Here is an 18,519-nt window from a genome sequence, read left to right on the forward strand (position 1 = left end):
TGCGGCCCGGGGCCCCGGCGGGGTGCCGTCGCCGGGGGAATACGCGCTACGGGGTGCCGGGCGTTCAACGGAGCCGAAGAATTTTCTCCCTGGGCAAAAACCGTGCCCGGCACCGCGGTTGACGCCCGAAGGCCCTGCCCGGCACCCCGGTTGACGCCCCGCCCCCGCACCTCAGCTGCCGCCCTGCACCCGCAGTGCGAGCGCCGGGCAGCGGCGCACCGCGAGCTGCGCCCGGCGCCGCATCCGGGCCGGCAACGGCATGCTGGCCTTCTCCGGGTAGCCGTCCGGGCCCAGCTTGATGATGCCGGGCACCACATCCGCGCACAGGCCGTGGCCGCGGCACAGCGTCCAGTCGACCAGCAGCCGCTCCTGCGGCGGCGCGGCCGCCCGGGAGGGGGCGGGCGCCGGCTGGGGGACGGTGGACGGCAGCGGCCGGCTCCCGGTGACCGGCAGCGCACCGGTCACCGGGCGGCCGCATCCGAACCCCTGCGCATGCCGCTCGAACTCCTCGGGGAAGGCGGCCAGAGCCGAGGCGACAAAGCGCGCGGTGCCGTCCGGATGGCTGCAGGCGCCCCGCTTTTCGACCGCCCGCATCCGCGCCTGGACGGCTTCCAGCGCGGCGGCACCGCCGCCCCGTACGGCGCGGTCGAGCTGCTCGGCGAGTGCGGGCAGCCCCAGCACGCAGGGGCCGCACTGGCCGGCCGACTCGGCGCCCATCCACTGCGCGACGCGTACCGTCTCGCCGGCGGGGCAGGTGTCGTAGGGCAGCGGCAGTACCGCTCCCGCACCGAGCACCGCGTTGTACTCGGCCAGCGACTCCTTCGACAGCTTCGCGGTCAGCGCGTCGGTGGGCGAGACGAAGGTGCCGTGGTAGCCGCCGATCAGCACGCCCTGACCCTGGTCCATGCCGCACAGCGCCAGGACCCGGGCCAGCGAGACGCCGTAGGGCACCTCCACCACCCGGCTGCCGGCGACCGTCAGCAGCAGCGTGCCGGGCTCCGTGGGCAGGCCCGTGGTGCGGTAGCCGAGCGCACCGAGCCGGGCGGCCACGGCGAGCTGGGCGTAGGTCTCGGTGTTCGACAGCAGCGTCGGCACACCGTTCAGCCCGCGCTCGCTGGAGCGGATCTTGCGGCCCGAGGGCAGGCCGGCGCCGCCGCCCAGTCCGTTCGTCATCGCGGAGCCCTCGCCGGTGACGAACCGTTCGGTCAGCAGGGTGACCCGTAACGTCGGCCGCACCGGGCCGCGTTCGTCGATGGCGCTCTGCACGGACTTCAGCACGTCCATGCGGGTCACGCCGATCGCGACCTCCTGGGCGCCGAGCGCGTCGGCGGCCAGCAGGGCGCCGTCGAGCATCAGGTGCGGGGCGTGCAGCAGCAGCGCGGTGTCCTTGAGGCAACTGGGCTCGCCCTCACTGCCGTTGACGACCACCGCGCCCTTGCCGTCGGCCTTGCGCATCCCGTCCATGACGGCGGTGAGCTTGCGGGCGAAGGGGAAGCCCGCACCTCCCCGGCCGCGCAGGTCGATGTCCTCGGCGAGCGCCACCAGCTCCGTGGAGCTGAGCTGGGGCAGGCCGCCGTGACGGGCAAGATGCGCCACCCGGCCCATGCGCGGCATCTCGTCGAGCCCCGCCAGCAGGCGGGGCGGGCCGAAGGACGCCAGTGTCGGCACGGGCTCCGCGGGGCCGGGAACGGCCGGGAGCGGGCGGGTGGGGGCGGGGGCGGTCATGGGAGTTCTCCTGTGTTCCTGCGTGAGTCGCGCATCCGCAGCGCGAGCCGTACGGCCACCGCGACAAGGCAGATGGCATAGCCGACAAGGGCATAGCCGGCCGCGGGGCGGCCCGCCCTGAGGCCGTGCACCAGGGCCAGCCCCCAGGCGGCGTACGCGCTCATGTGCAGCCCCCGCCACCACCGGGAGGCCGTGATGCCGGTGAAGGCGCCGCGCACCGCGCCGGTCACCGCGACGGCGATGAACACGTAGGCGGCGAGGGTGCCGAGGCCGATGAGGCCCGGGCGGGCGCCATCGGTGAAGGGCACCGCGGCGGCCATCGCATCGGTGTGGCCCTCGGTGACTTTGACCCAGATGTGCAGGCCGAGGAAGCCGAGGCCGGCGACACCCGTGCCGCGGTGCACGGCCTGGGCGAGCAGCCGGTGGCCGGAGTTCAGCACCATCCGGTCGGTGGCGGCCAGGCCCCACAGCACGGTGACCGACAGGGACACCAGCGCGAGCACCCCGGCGCCGAAGTCGAGGAAGTTCAGCAGGCCGTCCACCGCGCCGGAGCGCAGCATGACGGCGAGGAAGAGCAGCAGTGCGGCCGGAAGCGCCGGGCGGAGCGCGGCGGTTCCGGCGAAGCCGCCGGCCGGTCGGCGGGCCGGCGGCCCGGGTTCGTTCGGGGGACGCCGGGGGCGAGGCACGAAGGGCGAAGGCCGGGCTCGGTGTGCGGCGCGGCGGCTCTGCATACGCGGTGCGGACATCGGACCTCCCGGTGTCAGGGCGCGGGTGCGGGATGCGAATTTCGATGAAATCTCCCGGGGGCGTAATTTGCCCGGGGCTTTTGTTCGGGTGACCCCCGGTAACACTAAACATTCTGTAACCGGTCGGATACACAGGGCCGTAATCCGGATGTGTAAAAGCATCTCCGAACGCGTTCAAGCTTTCGTAAGGTTTATCGCGCTGTGACAAATTCCTGCACTGGCATCGCGGTCCCGCGGGGTGACTCCGGATGATGCCGACTCAGGCGCACGGGGGCGCCAATTCCCAGTAACAGCCGCATCCCCGCCAGGATCGAGGTAGCGATGTGTGATCTCCTGAACCGCATCTGGTCGCGTCCACGAGGCGAGTGGAACCGGGTAGTCAGAAATGAACTTCCGGATCTCGCCGACAAGTTGGTCGCGGAGTTGCAACGCGGATTTCCCGCATTGTCCGCACTTCTCGGGGATACTCCCGTAGAAGAGGCACAATGGGCGCTTGAACAGGCCTTGCTGACAGTTCTTGGGTACCAAAAAGAGTCGGAGAGTAAACCTCGGGCAGTGCCGTCCGTGGTGACTCCGATGCCGGTGGCCCGGGCCCGCCAGGACCTGTTCGACGTACTCGCCGGACAACGGGAGTTGCCCGAGAAGGGGCTGACCGAGCTGTCCCGCGAGGCCGGCTGGCCCATCCCCGACACCCTCCAGGCCGTCGTCCTCGCCACACCCGCCGAGGCCGCCCAGCTCGCCGCGGCGCTCGGACACGCCCTCATCGGCTCCGTCGACGGGTACACCTGTCTGTTCGTCCCCGACCCGGCCACCCAGACCCGGGCCCGCCTGGAGGCGGCGCTCAAGGGGCGGCCGGCCGCGGTCGGGCACGTCGTACCGGCCACCGACACCGCGTCCTCGCTGCGTTGGGCCCGCTATCTGCTGACGCTGGCCCCGGGCCGGGTCGGCCCCGAGTCGCGGCCCGCGTTCGTCGACGACCATCTCTCCGCGCTGCTGCTGCTCCAGGACGAGTCGCTGGCCGACGCGCTGACCTCCCGCTGGCTGGGCCCGCTGGAGGAGCTGACGCCCCGGCAGAGCGAACGGCTCGAAGTCACGCTGCTGGCATGGCTGGAGGGCGGCGGTGCCCCCGAGGCGGCCAAACTGCTGCATGTGCACCCCCAGACGGTCCGATACCGTCTGCGTCAGATCGAAAAGCTCTTCGGCCCGGTGCTGCGTGACCCGCGCACCCGCTTCGAGCTGGAAATGGCGCTGCGCAGCCGCCGCCTGATGGCGCATGTCCGCAGCTACCGCGCACGCGCCGGCCGCCGCGCACGGACCGTCGCCTCGTCCATACGCCCGCTGGGCATGGCCCGTGAGGCCCGCGTCAACGGTCTTTGAGGACCGGCGGATGAACCACCGCGCCCCTTGAGCTGACGGCCGACCGGAACGGTGGGGGCCTTCCGGCACAGCGACAGCCACCCGGCGCCGAGCAGCGGCCCCGACCCCCGGACATCCGGGTCGGGGCCGCTGCTTTGCCGTGGGCCGTGGGTCGTGGGCCGTGGCTGCGGGCTGCGGGCTGCGGGCCAGGGACACGGCCTGGGGCGATGGCCACGGGGGGACGGTCACGGGGTCACGCCACGGGCGACGGCCACCGGGCCACGGGGCACGGCCACGGTCCACGACCAAGGGCCGCGACCGCCGACCACCGCCTCACCGACCACACACGGACCACCGCTCACGGACCACCGCTCACGGACCACCGCTCACCGACCACCGCTCACCGACCACCGCTCACCGACCACCGCTCACCGACCACCGCTCACCGACCACCGCGGCCACCCCGCCAACGGCCCGTGAGTGAGCCCCTTGGGGGATCCCCAAGGGGCTCAGGGCTCACCGGGACCGGTTTCAGGTGCAGTTACGGCCGCTGTTGATGCAGTCGACCGCCTTGCTCATCAGCTGGTCCGGCATCACGTTGATGAAGTCGCCGTGGTCGGTCACCGGTTTGTGCAGCTGCTCGGGGAAGCTGTCCACCGCGAAGCTCTGGCCCTGCGGGACGTCGTAGGTGATCCGCTGGGTGAGCTGCGGGATCGCCTTGAAGCCGTTGGGGCAGACGCCGTTCTGGTCCGAGAACGCCACATGGTCGCGGTGGTTGCCGCTGTCGATGTCCCGGCCGTTCCAGCAGTTCTGGAAGGCGAAGGTCCGTACGACCTGGGAACCCTGGGGGCACAGCGGGTACTTGTCCTTCAGCTGCCGGTCCTCGAAGCCGGTGCAGCTCCAGGAGGCGTTGGCGTTCTTGGTGCCGTTGGTGAACGCCTTGGCATCGCCGGTGATGATCTTCATGAAGCGCGGCATCGCCTCGACCTGGCCGACCTGGCTGCCACGGAACTTCAGGGTCACCGTGGCCGGGGTCAGGGTCGTGCCGACGTTGGCGTCCTGTGCGGCGCCCGGCTTCTGCTCCGCGGCGCCGTCCAGCTTGCGCAGCACGGGCCAGTAGTGGGTGGACTGGTCGCCGTTGTTGCAGGTGGTGTCGGAGGCGGCGAGCTTGTTGTCGTCGGCGAAGGCGTCGGTGGCCTTGTTGCCGACGTAGTCGTGGGTGTGGTGGGCGCCGTTGCTGACACCCGGGGTCACGATGACGTTGTCGGAGTTGAAGTGGCCGTCCTCGTTGCGCCCGCACTCGGTGGTGAAGGTGCCCGTCGAGGCGTTGCCTCCCTTGGGGGCGGCGAACGGCGGGGCGTCCGCGTTCGGCTGGACGGTGGTGATGTCCACGAAGTCGTCGGGGGAGGGCCCGCCGGCCTGGCCCTGCTGGCCGCCGTTCTGGCCCTGCTGGTTCGGGTCCTGGCCCTGCTGCTGGTTCGGGTCCTGGCTCTGCTGTCCTTGCTGCTGCCCCTGCTGGTCGCCCTGGGTCTGGTTCTGGGTCTGCCCCTGGTACCAGCCGTCCTGCACGGACTTCGTGGAGTCGTTGCCGCCCGCGCCGGCGCCCTCGTCCACGGGCTTGGTGGTGCAGCCGCTCATCTTGATCAGATAGCCCGGCCGCTTGGTGTTCTTGGCGATCGCGGTGACCATCATCTTGATGGTCTTCTCCCGCTGCGCCTTGAGCGGGGCCATGACGGCGGTACCGCTGCCGCCCATCATCTTGTGGTACGCGTCGTGCACCTGCTTGTCGAGGGCGGACAGCCCCTTGGAGACCGGGAGCTGGGCGCTGCGCGGAACGGTCCGCAGCCGTTCGCCCACATCGGGGCAGGAGATGGTGATGCCGGACGCGGTGTGCTGATGGCCGGACGCCGTGCCGGGGGTGGTCTGGTTGCCCGCCAGCGCCGTGGTGGCGTAGGCGGCCAGCCCGCCGCCGCCCAGCAGGAGGGCGGTCGCGCCGATGAGCATTCTGTTCGTCAAACGCGAGCGTTTATGGGCCTGTTGCCGTTGCCTCATGAGATCACTTCGCTTCGTCCGATGTGAGGGGTGTCGTCCTGTTTCGGTTCACAGAGGGTCGTGGTGGACGCACCGCGGAGGGGTGCCTGCGACCGGTCAGCTGGTGTGCAGGGTGTTGAAGTCGACGTCGCCGGTCTTCTCCAGGACCGTGATGTGGTCCAGCACGACGCTGTTGGCGCGGTCCGCCAGGGCGCGCACCATCGTGTTCTTGGTCTGGTCGCGGACCAAGGCGATCAGCCCGAAGACCTTGCCGTGGGCCCGGCGCAACAACTCGGCCAACGTCGCGTCGAACTCCTTGCCCTGGGCGGCCTTGAGCTGGCCGAGCCAGCCCTGCTGGGCGACGTTGGGCTCCGTGGGCAGGTCGACACCCAGCGCCCGGCCGGCCTCGTTCGACCGCCGGTCCAGCTCGGTGTGTCCCGCCACGAGGTGGTTGCCGGCCGTACGGACGGCGGCGGTCGTCCCGCGCTGCTGCGCCATCCGGCCCGAGGGCATCTCCCACAGCCCGGCCAGCTTGACCTTGCGTACGAAGTCCCGGTCCATCGCGGTGAGCGGACCGTAGCGGGTCTCGACCGTGCCGCCACCGTCGTCGTCGTACGAGAGGGTGGTGGTCGCCGCGGCCGCGGACTCGCCGAAGAGCTGGACGGGCAGCAGCAGCGCCGCGAGCGTGGCCACGAGCGCGGCAACCACCAGTCCGGTGGCGATGGCCCGCCCGGATGTTGCGGAATTGCTGAGGATGGACCGCACACGGCCTCCCGGTTCGTCACTACTGGAATCCCACCGGACGCTAAGTGCCGCACCGGGCCGGCGGGCCCGGGTCCTCACCCCTGGACAAATAACGGCCGGGTCCGCCGCGGCACTGCTACGGTGCCGCATGCGGGCCCGGCCGGGGGAACGGGTGACGTGCGTCGGATTTCGTATGCCCGGCCGGGCCCGTCCAGCGTGGTGTGTGCCGTGCTCAGCGCGCGTACAGCCCCGCCGCGGCCCAGCGGCGGCGGTCCCGCCGCGTGCCGGGGTCCTCGCGCTTGCCCTCCGCGTACAGGGCGTCGATCTCCGCCGCGTACGTTCTGACGATCGCCGCCCGGCGCAGCTTGAGCGACGGCGTCATCAGCCCGGACTCCTGGCTGAACTGGCCCGGCAGCACCCGGAAGGCGCGGATCGACTCGGCCCGCGACACCGACGCGTTGGCGCGCGCCACCGCCCGCCGCACCTCCGCCTGCAGCTGTTCCTCCGGCGTCGGCGCGCTGCTGTCGGCGCTGGGCTCGTCCCGCAGCTTGCGCCAGTGCTCCAGTGCCTCGGGGTCCAGCGTGAGCAGCGCGGTGACATAGGGCCGGTTGTCGCCGACCACCACGGCCTGCGAGATCAGCGGATGGGAGCACAGCCGCTGCTCCAGCCCCTGCGGGGCCACGCTCTTGCCGTTGCTGGTGATGAGCATGTCCTTCTTGCGGCCGGTGATGACGAGATAGCCGTCCTCGTCCAGATGTCCCAGGTCGCCGGTCGGCAGCCAGCCGTCGTAGAGCCCGCTGTCCGCGGTGCCGTCCTCGTCGAGATAGCCGGCGAACACCACCGGACCGCGCACCCACACCTCGCCGTCCAGCGCCAGATGCACCGCGCTGCCCGGCAGCGGGCGGCCCACCGTCCCGAACCGCACCTTGCCGGGCGGCTGTACGGTGATCGCGCCGCTGGTCTCCGTCAGGCCGTAGCCGTCATAGACGGTGATGCCCATCCCGGCGAAGAGCAGGCCCAGTTCGCGCAGGAGCGGCGAGCCGCCGGAGACCGCGGTGTGCACCCGGCCGCCCAGCGTCTGCCGGATGCGGGAGTACACCAGCCGGTCGTAGAGCGCGTGCCGGGCCCGCAGGAACGGGTCGGGCCCGCGCCCGGTGCCCCGCGCCTCCTCGGCCATCGCCTCCGCGTAGCGCACCGCCACCGTCATCGCCGCGTCGAACGTCCGCCGCCGGCCCGCCGCTTCCGCGGCCAGCCGGGCGCGGGTGCAGATCTTCTCGAAGACGTACGGCACCGCGAACAGGAAGGTCGGACGGAACGAGGCCAGGGCCGTCAGCAACTCCTCCGACGACACATCGGGCTGATGGGCGAGCTTCACCCCGCCGCGCAGACACGCCACCTGCACCATCAGCCCGTAGATCTGCGCGAACGGCAGAAAGGCCAGCAGCGACGGGCGTTCGCCGGGCGCGGCCAGCAGCCCGCCCCAGCCCGCGTAGAGGGTGTCGCACTCGGCGGCGAGATTGGCGTGGGTGATCACACAGCCGCGCGGGCGCCCGGTCGTTCCCGAGGTGTACACGATCGCCGCGATCCCCTCCGGGGAGACCATGTGGCGCAGCCGGTGCACATCCGCCTCGGGCAGCCGGGTGCCCTCCTCCGTCAGCCGCCGGACGCAGTCCAGGTCCAGCTGCCACAGCCGGCGCAGTCTGGCCTGCTCGTTGCAGGCCTCGGCCACGGTCATGGCCTGCGCCTCGTTCTCGACGACGATCGCGGTGACCTTCGCCCCGGCGAGGATGCAGCGCACCTGCTCGGCCGACGCGGTCGGATAGACCGGTACGAGCTGTCCGCCGATCGCCCACAGCGCATAGGTGAACAACGTCCACTCGTAGCGCGTACGGGACATCAGGGCGACCCGGGTGCCGGGCCGTATCCCGTCCGCCAGCAGCCCCCTGGCCAGGGCCATGACTTCGTCCCGGAATTCCGCCGCGGACACCTCCTGCCAGCCGCCGGGCGCTCTGGCGTCGCGGCGGGCGAGCTGAGCGAAATCCGGCTGGTGGGTCGCGGTGTCGAAGACGGAATCGGCAAGACCGCCGGTCCGCAGTCGAGCCGCCACGGCCGGAACGCTGATGTCGCGCACAGCACCTCCTAGGTGTTCCCCCTTGACCCCCTGGTCCTGCCGACGTCCCGACGGCAGGGGGGCAAGTTATCGGCCGGTGTCCCGGCTGCCCAGATCTGTGGCTACTCTTGAGCGGAAGCCGATAAGTCTTGACGACCTGACAACCCGGGGAGGGCGCCGGATGTACCGCATCCTCGACGCCTGGCGCCTGTACACCTCGGCACTCCTCTTCGTCCTGGCCGGCTTCCTGCTCACGCAGACCGGGCTCACCGCCGCCCTGACCGCCGCCGCGACCACCGGTGCGCTGCTGCTCCTGTGCCGCGCCTTCCTGATCGCGGCCTGCGCCCGGCCGCTGCCACCGGGCCGGATCCGTACGGCCCTGCGCGACCGCGAGCGGCGTACGGCCTTCCTGCCACAACGTGATCCCGACGCGGCCGGCCGCCCGCGCCCCCGAGCACCGGGCCGTCCCCTCCCGACGGCCGCGTAGGCGCCCGGTCGCGCTCACCGCACCGCATCCGGTCTGCAGCACTGCACCGCATCCGGTCCGCAGCACTGCACCGCATCCGGTCCGGTCACCGCACCGCATTCCGCGTCCGCGCGGCTCGTCACGCCGAATCCTCATCCCGGCACGACGAGACCCGTGGAGGGCTCACCCATGTCCATGTTCGGCTTTCTCGGCGACGCGCTGGCGCACGGCGCCGAGGCGATCGCCCCGCTCTTCGGCAGCGCGGCCATGGCCGCCACCATCGTGCTGTGCACCCTCGGCGTCCGCGCCGCACTGCACCCGCTCGCCCGCGCCGCGGCCCGCGGCGAGAAGGCCCGTACGGCGCTCGCCCCGCAGCTCGCCGCACTGCAGCGCAAGCACAAGGGCCACCCCGAGCGCCTGCAGAAGGCGACCTCCGAGCTGTACGCCGAGACCGGTTCCTCGCCCCTGGCCGGCTGTCTGCCGGCCCTGCTGCAGCTGCCCGTCTTCTTCGTGATGTACCACCTGTTCTCCACCGGGGGCGGCGGTCTCCTGCACCACACACTGCTGGGGGCGCCGCTCGGCGGCCACTGGAGCCAGGCGCTGGCGGACGGCGGGCCCTTCGGGCCGCAGGGACTGGTCTACCTCGCGCTGTTCGCGCTGATCGCGGCCGTCGCCACCTGGAACTTCCGGCGGGCCCGCACCACGATGGCCAAGGCCCCGCAGCCGGCCGCGGGCGCCGGCGCGGCACTGCCCGGGATGGCCTCCATGGCCAAGGTGATGCCGCTGCTGTCCTTCGGCATGCTGATCACGGTGGCCGTGGTGCCGCTGGCCGCCGGGCTCTACACGGTCACAACGACGATCTGGACGGCCTGCGAGCGGGCGCTGCTGCACCGGGACCGGAAGCGCGGCGAGGGGGACGCGGCCATCGCGGCGGCACCGGCCGAGGCGAAGCCGGCTGAAGGCAAGCCGGCCAAGGGGAATCCGGCCCGTACCGAGGCGAAGGACGTCGCCCCGTCCGGGGACCGGGCGCCCGCCCCGGCTGACGGTGCCTCGGGCACCCGGTCCCCGCAGAAGCGTCCGGCGTCGCCGCGTCCGGAGCCGCAGCGTACGGACCGCAAGGGCGCGCCGAAGACCCGCGCGGCCCGGCAGCGCGCGGCCCGTGCGAGGGCCAACTCCCAGGCCAGGACCGGCCCGGCCGACGGGCCGAAGCCGCAGACCGGCGGGGCTCCCGGGGAGGCCGCCAGGGAGGCCATCGGGAAGACCACCGGGGAAACCGCCACTACCACCCGGTAACGGTCCAGTCCGTGAACGGGGTCTTGCAGACCGGACCCCGTTCTTGGACGATCGGCCACATCGCTCGATGGCCGTCCCCCATCGGCCGGCCCGGAATTCCCTTTCCCGGGCCGACCTTCGACCACGGGAGTGGAACCGATGAAGCTGATGCGTGTCGGAACGGTGGGGGCGGAACGCCCGGCGCTGCTCGATGAGGCCGGGGTCCTGCGGGACCTGTCCGGCCTGGTGCCGGACATCGACGGAGCGCTGCTCGCCGACGACGGAACACTGGCGCGCCTCCGCGCCGCCGCCGCGTCCGGTGAGCTGCCACCGCTCGACGCGGCCGGGCTGCGCACCGGTCCGCCGCTGGCCCGGATCGGCAAGATCGTGTGCATCGGCCTGAACTACCACGACCACGCCCGGGAGACGGGGGCCACGCCCCCCGAGGAGCCGATCCTCTTCATGAAGGCGCCGGACACGGTCGTCGGCCCCGAGGACACCGTGCTGGTCCCGCGGGGCAGCGTGAAGACCGACTGGGAGGTGGAACTGGCGGTCGTCATCGGCCGCCGGGCCCGCTACCTGGAGAGCGACGCACAGGCACTGGCGGCGGTGGCCGGCTACGCCGTGGCACACGACGTCTCCGAGCGCACCTTCCAGATCGAGCGCGGCGGCCAATGGGACAAGGGCAAGAACTGCGAGACGTTCAACCCCCTGGGCCCGTGGCTGGTGACCGCCGACGAGGTCCCCGACCCGCAGGCCCTCGGCCTGCGGCTATGGGTCAACGGCGACCTCAAACAGGACGGCACCACCGCAGATCAGATCTTCCCGGTGGCCGAAGTCGTCCGCTACGTCAGCCAGTTCATGACCCTCCACCCCGGCGACATCATCAACACCGGCACCCCGGCCGGCGTCGCCATGGGCCACCCGGACCCCAAGCCCTATCTACGTGCCGGCGACATCGTGGAACTGGAAATCGACGGCCTGGGGCGGCAGCGACAGCAGCTCAAGGGGGCCTGAGGGGCCCCGGCCCAGCCGGGTCCTGACCACACGTCACGCTGCGGGCGGGTGGCGGCGAGTGGCGGTCGCCGGCGGCAGGTGACGCTGGGAGCGCCAGGTGGCGGCGGGAGCGGCGGAGAGTTCAACCGAGCCTGCTCCGTACAACTCCCCGCCGCGGCCCGGCACCTACACGACCCCCTACGCAACAACATGGCGGCAACACGACAACAACACCGAACGTATCCCGCCCGCCGAGTCCTCTCCCGCCTCCCGGGAACGTCTCCGGGAGATCAGCTCAGCGCCTTCTCGATGGCTTCGAAGATGTCGGCATCGGTCTCCCGCTGCCAGGACGGAAGGTCGGGCCAGTCGGCTACGTACGCGGGCTTCGGATCCTCGAAGTGCCGGAACATCTGGGCCGCCCAGCAGGTCGCGACGAAGCGCCCCTTCTGTTCGCGAGACAGCCTCGACGTGTGACCCCCGCTGACCTCGACGAACTGGCGCACCTGCGCGTAGACGGCCCCTGCGGCCGCGCGCTCCCACTGCGGGGTGTCGTCCCACGGGGTGACGTATCCGGCCTTGGGTACCCCGGGGAAGTGCTGGTGCACCCCTGCGATCCAGGTTTCCCGGAACAGTCGTGCGCCTTCGGTCTGCGACATGCCAACCCCTCTCGTCACGGCGTGCTCAGCGTGGCGATCTCCGCCCCCAGCTCCGCCACGCGGTGGTCGCGGCTCAAAGGACCGAACTCGTCGCACAGGGCTCGGAGTCTACGGGCGATGTAGCCGGACGATGGCGACATTCCGGGACGGGCCTGGATCTCAAGGACGCCTGAGCGGCAGGGTTCCGGCAGGCGGTGCATTCGGGCGGGCCGGCAGGCCCGGCGGCCCGCTCGGGGAACGGACGGCCGGGCCGGAAAGTCACTTTTCCGGGCTCGGCGTCAGTCGGGCGCTCACCTGAACGCCTCCGCAGGAAGCGTCGGCCCGTCATCGGTCGCAATTGAGCGGTCTCGGTGTCATCGGCGATGCGGGAGAGGTACCCGGTGCCGTCCCCGATGAGACAGCACGGTTTGTATCGGGCGATCCGTGCGCCGGCGGGCTCTTCGATGCTCGCCGGCACGATGGACTCCGTTCTGCGGTAGCACTCAGAAACGTACCCCCAAGCGGGAGTTCTGCGCCTCCGCTCCGTGTCAGTCCGCCGCCAGAAACCGCTCCAGTCCCTCCACCACCAGCGCGTGGTCGTCGGCCTGGGGCAGTCCCGACACCGCGACGACGCCGACCACACCCGTGCCGCGCAGCCGGACCGGGAAGGCCCCGCCGTGGGCGGCATAGCGGTCCGGGTCGAGGCGGGAGGAGTCCTCGAAGGTGCGGCCCTTGGCTCGGAATCGGTGGCCGACCAGGTAGGAGGACTCGCCGTAGCGTTCCACGACGGCGGATTTGCGGGCGATCCAGGCGTCGTTGTCGGCGGAGGTGCCCGCCAGAGCGCAGTGGAACAGGTGCTGGGTGCCGCGCCGGATTCCGACCGTCACCGCGGCGCCGCGCTCCCGCGCCAGCTCCACCAGCAGGGAGCCCAGGTGCCAGGCGTCGTCGTTGCTGAAGGCGTCGAGGACCAGGCGGTCTTCCTGCGCCGCCAGTTCGCGGATCTCGTCGTTCGCCGCCGCCGGTGTGCCGGCCGTGTTGATGGGCGTGCCTCGCTCCGGGCCGGCCGCGCTCACGCGGGCGTCCCGAGGTGGACCGTACGGCCTTCGGCGGCGGAGAGCTTCGCGGCCTCCAGGACGCGGAGGGCGGCCGCGGCCTCGGTGGCGGTCACCGGTGGGCGGCCGCCCTCGCGCAGCGCCCGTGCGATCGCGGCGTAGTAGGCGGGGTAGTCGCCCGGCAGCGTCGGGACCCGCTCGCCGCCACCGCTCTGCGGGGAGGACCCGGCACCGAGCCGGCCCCAGCGGGACTCCGGCTCCACGCCCCATTCGCCCTCCTCGTCACCGGGCCGGCGCCCCTCGCGCAGCGCGGCCTCCTGCGGGTCCAGGCCGTGCTTCACATAGCCCGCCCGGCTGCCCAGCACCCGGAAGCGCGGGCCCAGCATGGCCGCGGTGGCGCTCATCCACAGGTGGGAACGGACGCCGTTCGCGTGCGTGAGGGCGATGAAGGAGTCGTCGTCGGCCTCCGCGCCGGGGCGGCGGACCACGGACTCGGCGTAGACGGAGACGGCCGGGCCGAAGAGGACCAGCGCCTGGTCGACGAGGTGGCTGCCGAGGTCGTAGAGCAGTCCGCCGATCTCCGCCGGGTCGCCGGACTCGCGCCAGCCGCCCTTGGGCTGCGGCCGCCAGCGCTCGAAGCGGGACTCGAAGCGGTAGACGTCGCCGAGCTCGCCCTGCTCGATCAGCGTGCGGGCGGTGCGGAAGTCGTTGTCCCAGCGGCGGTTCTGGAAGACGGAGAGCAGCAGGCCGCGGTCCTCGGCGAGCGCCGCCAGCTTCTCGGCCTCGGCGCCGGTCGCGGCCAGCGGCTTGTCGACCACCACCGGCAGACCGGCCTCCAGGGCGGCGGTGGCGAGCGGCACATGCGTCTTGTTCGGTGTCGCCAGCACGATCAGATCGAGGTCCGCGGCGCGGGCGAGCACCGCCTCGGGGGTGTCGGCCGTACGGACCCCGGGATGCTCGGCGCGGGCCTGCGCCTGCCGCTCCGGGCTGGCGGTCGAGACGGTGTCGAGCTGCAGGCCCTCGGTGGCCGCGATCAGCGGGGCGTGGAAGACCGAGCCCGCCAGGCCGTAACCGATGAGGCCGACGCGGAGCGGGTCGTGGAGGGCGGCGGTGCCGGTGGAGTCGCGCTTCTCGCTCATGGCTCCCACTTAAGCAACGCTGTTGCCAAAGTGCAAGCGATGCGGACAATGGGTGGGTGAGCAGCAAGAGCGGCAACGGCAACAACGGCAACAACGGCAGCAATAGCAGCAACGGCAACGATCTCTCCCGCGACGGCTTCGCTGTCGGCCCGCCGGGCGTCAACCTCCCCGCCCTGCGCGGCCACAATGCCGCGCTGGTGCTCGGCCTGCTGCGCGCGGCCGGCGAGGAAGGTGTCAGCCGGCGGGAGCTCGCCGGCCGCACCGGGCTGACCCCGCAGGCCGTCAGCAAGATCACCGCCCGGCTGCGGGCCGACGGCCTGGTCACCGAGGCGGGCCGCCGCGCCTCCACGGGCGGTAAGCCCGCCACCGTCCTGCGGCTGGTCCCCGGCGCCCGGCACGCCGTCGGGCTGCATCTGGACCGCGATGAGCTCACCGCCGTCCTCGCCGACCTCGCGGGCGAAGCGGTCGGCGTACGCCGTGCCCCGCTCGCCTTCGAGGCGGGCGCCGGGCAGGTGCTCGCCACCGCCGAACGGGAGGTCGCCGCCCTGCGTGCCGAGGCCGGCGGGCCGCCGGTGCTGGGCGCCGGGGTGGCCTGCCCCGGCCCGCTGGACCACACCACCGGCGTCCTGCACCGGGTCACCGGCGCGCCCCGGTGGGACGGCTTCCCGCTGCGGGACGCGCTCGCCGAACGCCTCGGCCTGCCCGTCGTCCTGGACAAGGACACCAACGCGGCGGCACTGGGCCTGGCCCAGGGGATACCGTCGGGCGCCGGCTCCTTCGGATACCTCCATCTGGGCACCGGCCTCGGCGCCGGGCTCGTCCTGGGCGGCAGCCTCTACCGCGGTCCGCGCACCGGCGCCGGTGAATTCGGCCACCAGATCGTGCAGTGGGACGGTCCGCGCTGCAGCTGCGGACGGCGCGGCTGCATCGAGGCGCTGTGCCTGGCGGCGGTCGCCCGTGGCGATCTGCCGGGCGCGGCACGGGCGTTGGGTGTGGGCGCCGCCAACCTCGTCGAGCTGCTGGACATCGACCGGGTGCTGCTCGGCGGCCGCACCGTACTGGACCACCCCGACGCGTTCCTCGGGGGCGTGACCACGGCACTCGCCGAGCAGGCGCGCACCCGCGGCAGGGCCGGGGCCGGGGAGGCGGTGCCGGTGGCGCTCGCCCGCGGCGGTGCGCGGGTGGTCGCCGACGGCGCGGCGGAACTGGTGCTGGCGCCGCTGTTCGGGGGCCGTCAGCCCGGCCTGGGACGCACCGCCCCGCGCCCGTAGTGCGAGGATCACCGGGTGGAGTTCCCGTACGGCCAGGATCCTGGCGCACCCATCCGGTCCGGCGTCCCCGAGCACGGACGCATTCCCAAGTACTACGCGGCCAAGGTCGACATCGCCGCGCTGCTGGAGGAGTTGGGCGAGGGCGAGGTGCTGCCCACCGAGCGCGAGCTGGCGCTGCGCTTCGAGGTCTCCCGCGAGACCCTGCGCCAGGCCCTGCGTGAGCTGATCCTGGAGGGGCGGCTGCGGCGGCTGGGGCGGGGCACGGTCGTCGCGGGTCCCAAGATGGAGCAGTCGCTGTCGCTCGCGAGCTATACGGAGGGCGTACGCAGCCAGGGCCGCAAACCGGGCCGGCATCTCGTCAGCCTGGACCGGTTCCCGTGCCCGCCGCAGCTCGCCGGCGACCTGGGGCTCGACGTGGGCGACGCCGTATGGCACATGGAGCGGGTGCTGCTCGCCGACGACGAGCGGGTCGGACTGGAGAGCACCTATGTCGCGGTCGAGCGGGTGCCGGACCTCGCCACCGGCTTCGCACCGGACTCGTCCTTCTACGCCTATCTCCACCAGCAGCTGGGCATCGGCTTCGGCGATGCGGACGAGCGGCTGGAGACCGTCCTCGCCACCCCGCGCGAGGCGCTGCTGATCGGCACGCCGGGCGCACTGCCGATGCTGCTGATCCACCGGCTCTCGCGGGACACCCGGGGCCGCCCGCTGGAGCGGGTGCGCTCGCTCTACCGGGGGGACCGGTTCTCCTTCACCACCCATTTGGGGAAGCCGGCCGCGTCGGAGTGAAGGCGGGCGGCGGTCACCGGCCGAGGGATCGCTGCCCGCCGACGGAGGGGGCGAGGTCCGCCGGTCGAGGGGCGATGATTCCTCGGCCGGGCGAGGTGGCGACGCCCGTCGGCCTTGGCTCGCACCCCTTGAATGTCACGAGAAGATAACGGGTCTAGGCCAACTTTGGGACCCTGTTCACCGTCGCGTCGCCGGTGCGCCCCCGCCGGGTCACCCACCGCCGCGACCGTCTGGGGCATGCGAGTCATAGTTGTCGGAGCCGGCGTCCTGGGAACCCTGCACGCCTGGCACGCAGTCGAGCGGGGCCATGACGTCCTGCACATCGAGCGGGAGGCCGAGGCCCGCGGCGCCTCGGTCCGTAACTTCGGGCAGATCTGGATCAGCGGCCGGGCCGGTGGCGAGGAGCTGTCGACCGCCCTGCGCGCCCGCGAGCTGTGGGAGGGCATCGGCGCCCGCGTCCCCGAGCTCGGCTTCCGGGCCATCGGCTCGCTGACCGTCGTCAAGAACGCCGCCGAGCTGGCCGTCGCCGAGGCCGCCGCCCGCCGCCCCGACGCCGCCGCCCGCGGCTACCGGCTGCTGGACGCCGACGAGGCCCGTGCCCGCAACCCCGCCCTGCGCGGCGAGTTCGCCGGCGCCCTGTGGTGCGAGCGGGACGCCGCCGTCGAGCCCCGGATCGCCCAACGCGCCCTCAAGGCGGCGCTGCTGGAGTCCGGCCGGTACACCTACCTCGGCGGCCGTGAGGTCCGCGAGGTGACCGGCGAGCGCGCCGTACGCGACGACCACGGCGACCTCCACCGCGGCGACGCCGTCATCCTGTGCACCGGTGCCTGGCTCGGCGGCCTGGTGCGTGAGCTGGTCCCCGATCTGCCGGTGCGCCGGGTGCGGCTGCAGATGATGCAGACCGACCCGCTCGGTGAGCCGCTGACCACCTCCGTCGCCGACGCCGACAGCTTCCGCTACTACCCGGCGTACCGGAGCGCGGCCCTGGACGCGCTCAACGCGGGCCAGGCGCAGGCGCCGGCCGCCGCCGCGCACAAGATGCAGCTGCTGATGGTCCAGCGCGCCGACGGCGGACTGACCATCGGCGACACCCACGAATACGCGACGCCGTTCGCCTTTGACACCGTCGAGGAGCCCTACGAGCACCTGACCGGCGTCGTCGAGTCGATCCTGGGCCGCCCGCTGCCCCGTATCCGCCGCCGCTGGGCCGGCGTCTACGCACAGTGCACCGACACCGCTCGGGTGGTGCACCGGCAGCAGGTCCGCGACGGCGTCTGGCTGGTCACCGGGCCGGGCGGGCGCGGCATGACCTGTTCCCCGGCAATCGCCGAGACCACCGCGAACGAACTGGACTGGTGAGTGAGTTGACCGATATCAGCGAGATGACCGACAACGCCGATGACCGGGAGAAGGCCGACAACGCCGACAACGCCGATGACCGGGAGAAGACCGACAGCGCCGATCAGGTCGACCGGAACGCCATCGACCACACCGCCATCGTCCACACCGCCATCGACCTGATCGTCCTCGACATGGCCGGCACCACCGTCGCCGACGGCGGCCTGGTCGAGCAGGCCTTCGACGTCGCCGCCCGCCACCTGGGCGTCGAACCCGGCAGCCCCGGCCATGCCGAAAAGCTCGCCTACGTACGCGCCACCATGGGGGAGTCCAAGATCTCCGTCTTCCGCCATCTCTTCGGCGACGAGGCCGCAGCCCAGCGCGCCAACACCGCCTTCGAGACGGCCTACGGGGAACTGGTCGACGGCGGACGGATCGCGCCGGTCCCCGGCGCCCGCGAGGCCATCGAGGCGCTGCAGGCGGCGGGCCGCACCGTGGCGCTCTCCACCGGCTTCGCCCGGGTCACCCAGGACGCCATCCTCGGCGCCCTCGGCTGGCGGGACCTCGTCGGGCTCACCCTCTGCCCGGCCGACGCGGGCGGTCGCGGCCGCCCCTACCCCGACATGGTCCTCACCGCGCTGCTGCGCACCCACGCCACCGACTCCGTCCAGCGGATCGCGGTGGCCGGCGACACCTCGTACGACATGCTCTCGGGGCGGCGGGCCGGCGCCTCGGTCGTCGCCGGTGTGCTCACCGGTGCGCACGAGCGGGCACAGCTGGAGGCCGCCGGCGCCACCCACGTCCTCGGCTCGGTCGCCGAACTGCCCGCGCTGCTGGGAGTGGTGTGAG

Annotated in this window: 16 protein-coding genes; 8 read left to right on the forward strand and 8 right to left on the reverse strand. The window is 72.6% G+C overall.

Annotation, left to right across the window (positions count from 1 at the left end; translation table 11 throughout):
• Positions 1 to 171: 171 nt before the first annotated feature.
• The gene (locus tag OHS81_RS23415; RefSeq protein WP_328386627.1) at positions 172 to 1,725 is read right to left on the reverse strand and encodes an NADH-ubiquinone oxidoreductase-F iron-sulfur binding region domain-containing protein; all 1,554 of its coding nucleotides are present in this window, start codon (positions 1,723 to 1,725) and stop codon (positions 172 to 174) included.
• Positions 1,722 to 2,471, reverse strand: a complete 750-nt coding sequence (locus tag OHS81_RS23420) for a hypothetical protein (protein WP_328386628.1) — start codon at positions 2,469 to 2,471, stop codon at positions 1,722 to 1,724. Before OHS81_RS23420 ends, OHS81_RS23415 begins: the two co-directional genes overlap by 4 nt.
• Positions 2,472 to 3,035: 564 nt before the next feature.
• On the opposite strand from OHS81_RS23420, the gene OHS81_RS23425 reads away from it, so the two are divergent.
• Positions 3,036 to 3,848, forward strand: coding sequence for a PucR family transcriptional regulator (locus OHS81_RS23425; RefSeq protein ID WP_328386629.1), 813 nt, complete (start codon positions 3,036 to 3,038; stop codon positions 3,846 to 3,848).
• Between the two features lie 510 nt (positions 3,849 to 4,358).
• On the opposite strand, the gene OHS81_RS23430 is transcribed toward OHS81_RS23425, so the two are convergent.
• The 3 genes from OHS81_RS23430 to OHS81_RS23440 form a co-directional block, all read right to left on the reverse strand.
• Entirely contained in the window at positions 4,359 to 5,831 is a 1,473-nt protein-coding gene (locus OHS81_RS23430) for a DUF1996 domain-containing protein (RefSeq protein ID WP_328391369.1), read from the reverse strand.
• Between the two features lie 144 nt (positions 5,832 to 5,975).
• The gene (locus OHS81_RS23435; protein WP_328386630.1) at positions 5,976 to 6,623 is read right to left on the reverse strand and encodes a DUF4142 domain-containing protein; all 648 of its coding nucleotides are present in this window, start codon (positions 6,621 to 6,623) and stop codon (positions 5,976 to 5,978) included.
• Positions 6,624 to 6,834: 211 nt separating this feature from the next.
• A complete protein-coding gene (locus OHS81_RS23440) occupies positions 6,835 to 8,733 on the reverse strand; it encodes an AMP-dependent synthetase/ligase (protein WP_328386631.1) in 1,899 nt (632 codons plus the stop codon).
• A gap of 160 nt (positions 8,734 to 8,893) precedes the next feature.
• Here OHS81_RS23440 and OHS81_RS23445 point away from each other — a divergent pair, with 160 nt between their 5' ends.
• The 3 genes from OHS81_RS23445 (at position 8,894) to OHS81_RS23455 (ending at position 11,467) form a co-directional block, all read left to right on the forward strand.
• On the forward strand, positions 8,894 to 9,199 hold the full coding sequence (locus OHS81_RS23445; RefSeq protein WP_328386632.1) for a DUF6412 domain-containing protein: 306 nt from the start codon (positions 8,894 to 8,896) through the stop codon (positions 9,197 to 9,199).
• A 168-nt stretch (positions 9,200 to 9,367) separates the two neighbouring features.
• Positions 9,368 to 10,471, forward strand: coding sequence for a YidC/Oxa1 family membrane protein insertase (locus tag OHS81_RS23450; RefSeq protein WP_328386633.1), 1,104 nt, complete (start codon positions 9,368 to 9,370; stop codon positions 10,469 to 10,471).
• A 138-nt stretch (positions 10,472 to 10,609) separates the two neighbouring features.
• Positions 10,610 to 11,467, forward strand: coding sequence for a fumarylacetoacetate hydrolase family protein (locus OHS81_RS23455; protein ID WP_328386634.1), 858 nt, complete (start codon positions 10,610 to 10,612; stop codon positions 11,465 to 11,467).
• 269 nt (positions 11,468 to 11,736) lie between these two features.
• On the opposite strand, the gene OHS81_RS23460 is transcribed toward OHS81_RS23455, so the two are convergent.
• The 3 genes from OHS81_RS23460 to OHS81_RS23470 form a co-directional block, all read right to left on the reverse strand.
• Positions 11,737 to 12,102, reverse strand: coding sequence for a hypothetical protein (locus OHS81_RS23460; protein WP_328386635.1), 366 nt, complete (start codon positions 12,100 to 12,102; stop codon positions 11,737 to 11,739).
• A 527-nt stretch (positions 12,103 to 12,629) separates the two neighbouring features.
• A complete protein-coding gene (locus OHS81_RS23465) occupies positions 12,630 to 13,121 on the reverse strand; it encodes a heme-degrading domain-containing protein (RefSeq protein WP_328391371.1) in 492 nt (163 codons plus the stop codon).
• Positions 13,122 to 13,150: 29 nt separating this feature from the next.
• Positions 13,151 to 14,272 (reverse strand): Gfo/Idh/MocA family oxidoreductase, encoded by a 1,122-nt coding sequence (locus tag OHS81_RS23470; RefSeq protein ID WP_328386636.1) that lies wholly within the window; start codon positions 14,270 to 14,272, stop codon positions 13,151 to 13,153.
• 56 nt (positions 14,273 to 14,328) lie between these two features.
• Between OHS81_RS23470 and OHS81_RS23475 the strand changes: the two genes are divergently transcribed.
• The 4 genes from OHS81_RS23475 to OHS81_RS23490 all read left to right on the forward strand — a co-directional run bounded on the left by OHS81_RS23475 (position 14,329) and on the right by OHS81_RS23490 (position 18,518).
• The gene (locus OHS81_RS23475; RefSeq protein ID WP_443058753.1) at positions 14,329 to 15,543 is read left to right on the forward strand and encodes an ROK family transcriptional regulator; all 1,215 of its coding nucleotides are present in this window, start codon (positions 14,329 to 14,331) and stop codon (positions 15,541 to 15,543) included.
• A gap of 15 nt (positions 15,544 to 15,558) precedes the next feature.
• On the forward strand, positions 15,559 to 16,332 hold the full coding sequence (locus OHS81_RS23480; protein WP_328386637.1) for a GntR family transcriptional regulator: 774 nt from the start codon (positions 15,559 to 15,561) through the stop codon (positions 16,330 to 16,332).
• Positions 16,333 to 16,569: 237 nt separating this feature from the next.
• Entirely contained in the window at positions 16,570 to 17,691 is a 1,122-nt protein-coding gene (locus OHS81_RS23485) for a TIGR03364 family FAD-dependent oxidoreductase (RefSeq protein ID WP_328386638.1), read from the forward strand.
• A gap of 173 nt (positions 17,692 to 17,864) precedes the next feature.
• Positions 17,865 to 18,518 carry an HAD family hydrolase gene (locus OHS81_RS23490; protein ID WP_328391375.1) on the forward strand — a complete coding sequence of 218 codons (654 nt, stop codon included), beginning with the start codon at positions 17,865 to 17,867 and terminating at the stop codon, positions 18,516 to 18,518.
• The last annotated feature ends 1 nt before the right edge of the window (position 18,519 follow it).

It is taken from the genome of Streptomyces sp. NBC_00400 (assembly GCF_036048035.1).
Lineage (GTDB): Bacteria > Actinomycetota > Actinomycetes > Streptomycetales > Streptomycetaceae > Streptomyces.

Excerpts from the sequence above, each read along its gene's own strand:
- OHS81_RS23415 (WP_328386627.1), bottom strand. The coding sequence starts at position 1,725 with ATGACCGCCCCCGCCCCCACCCGCCCGCTCCCGGCCGTTCCCGGCCCC.
- OHS81_RS23420 (WP_328386628.1), bottom strand. The coding sequence starts at position 2,471 with ATGTCCGCACCGCGTATGCAGAGCCGCCGCGCCGCACACCGAGCCCGG.
- OHS81_RS23430 (WP_328391369.1), bottom strand. The coding sequence starts at position 5,831 with ATGCTCATCGGCGCGACCGCCCTCCTGCTGGGCGGCGGCGGGCTGGCC.
- OHS81_RS23445 (WP_328386632.1), top strand. The coding sequence starts at position 8,894 with ATGTACCGCATCCTCGACGCCTGGCGCCTGTACACCTCGGCACTCCTC.
- OHS81_RS23450 (WP_328386633.1), top strand. The coding sequence starts at position 9,368 with ATGTCCATGTTCGGCTTTCTCGGCGACGCGCTGGCGCACGGCGCCGAG.
- OHS81_RS23455 (WP_328386634.1), top strand. The coding sequence starts at position 10,610 with ATGAAGCTGATGCGTGTCGGAACGGTGGGGGCGGAACGCCCGGCGCTG.
- OHS81_RS23460 (WP_328386635.1), bottom strand. The coding sequence starts at position 12,102 with ATGTCGCAGACCGAAGGCGCACGACTGTTCCGGGAAACCTGGATCGCA.
- OHS81_RS23470 (WP_328386636.1), bottom strand. The coding sequence starts at position 14,272 with ATGAGCGAGAAGCGCGACTCCACCGGCACCGCCGCCCTCCACGACCCG.
- OHS81_RS23485 (WP_328386638.1), top strand. The coding sequence starts at position 16,570 with ATGCGAGTCATAGTTGTCGGAGCCGGCGTCCTGGGAACCCTGCACGCC.
- OHS81_RS23490 (WP_328391375.1), top strand. The coding sequence starts at position 17,865 with ATGGCCGGCACCACCGTCGCCGACGGCGGCCTGGTCGAGCAGGCCTTC.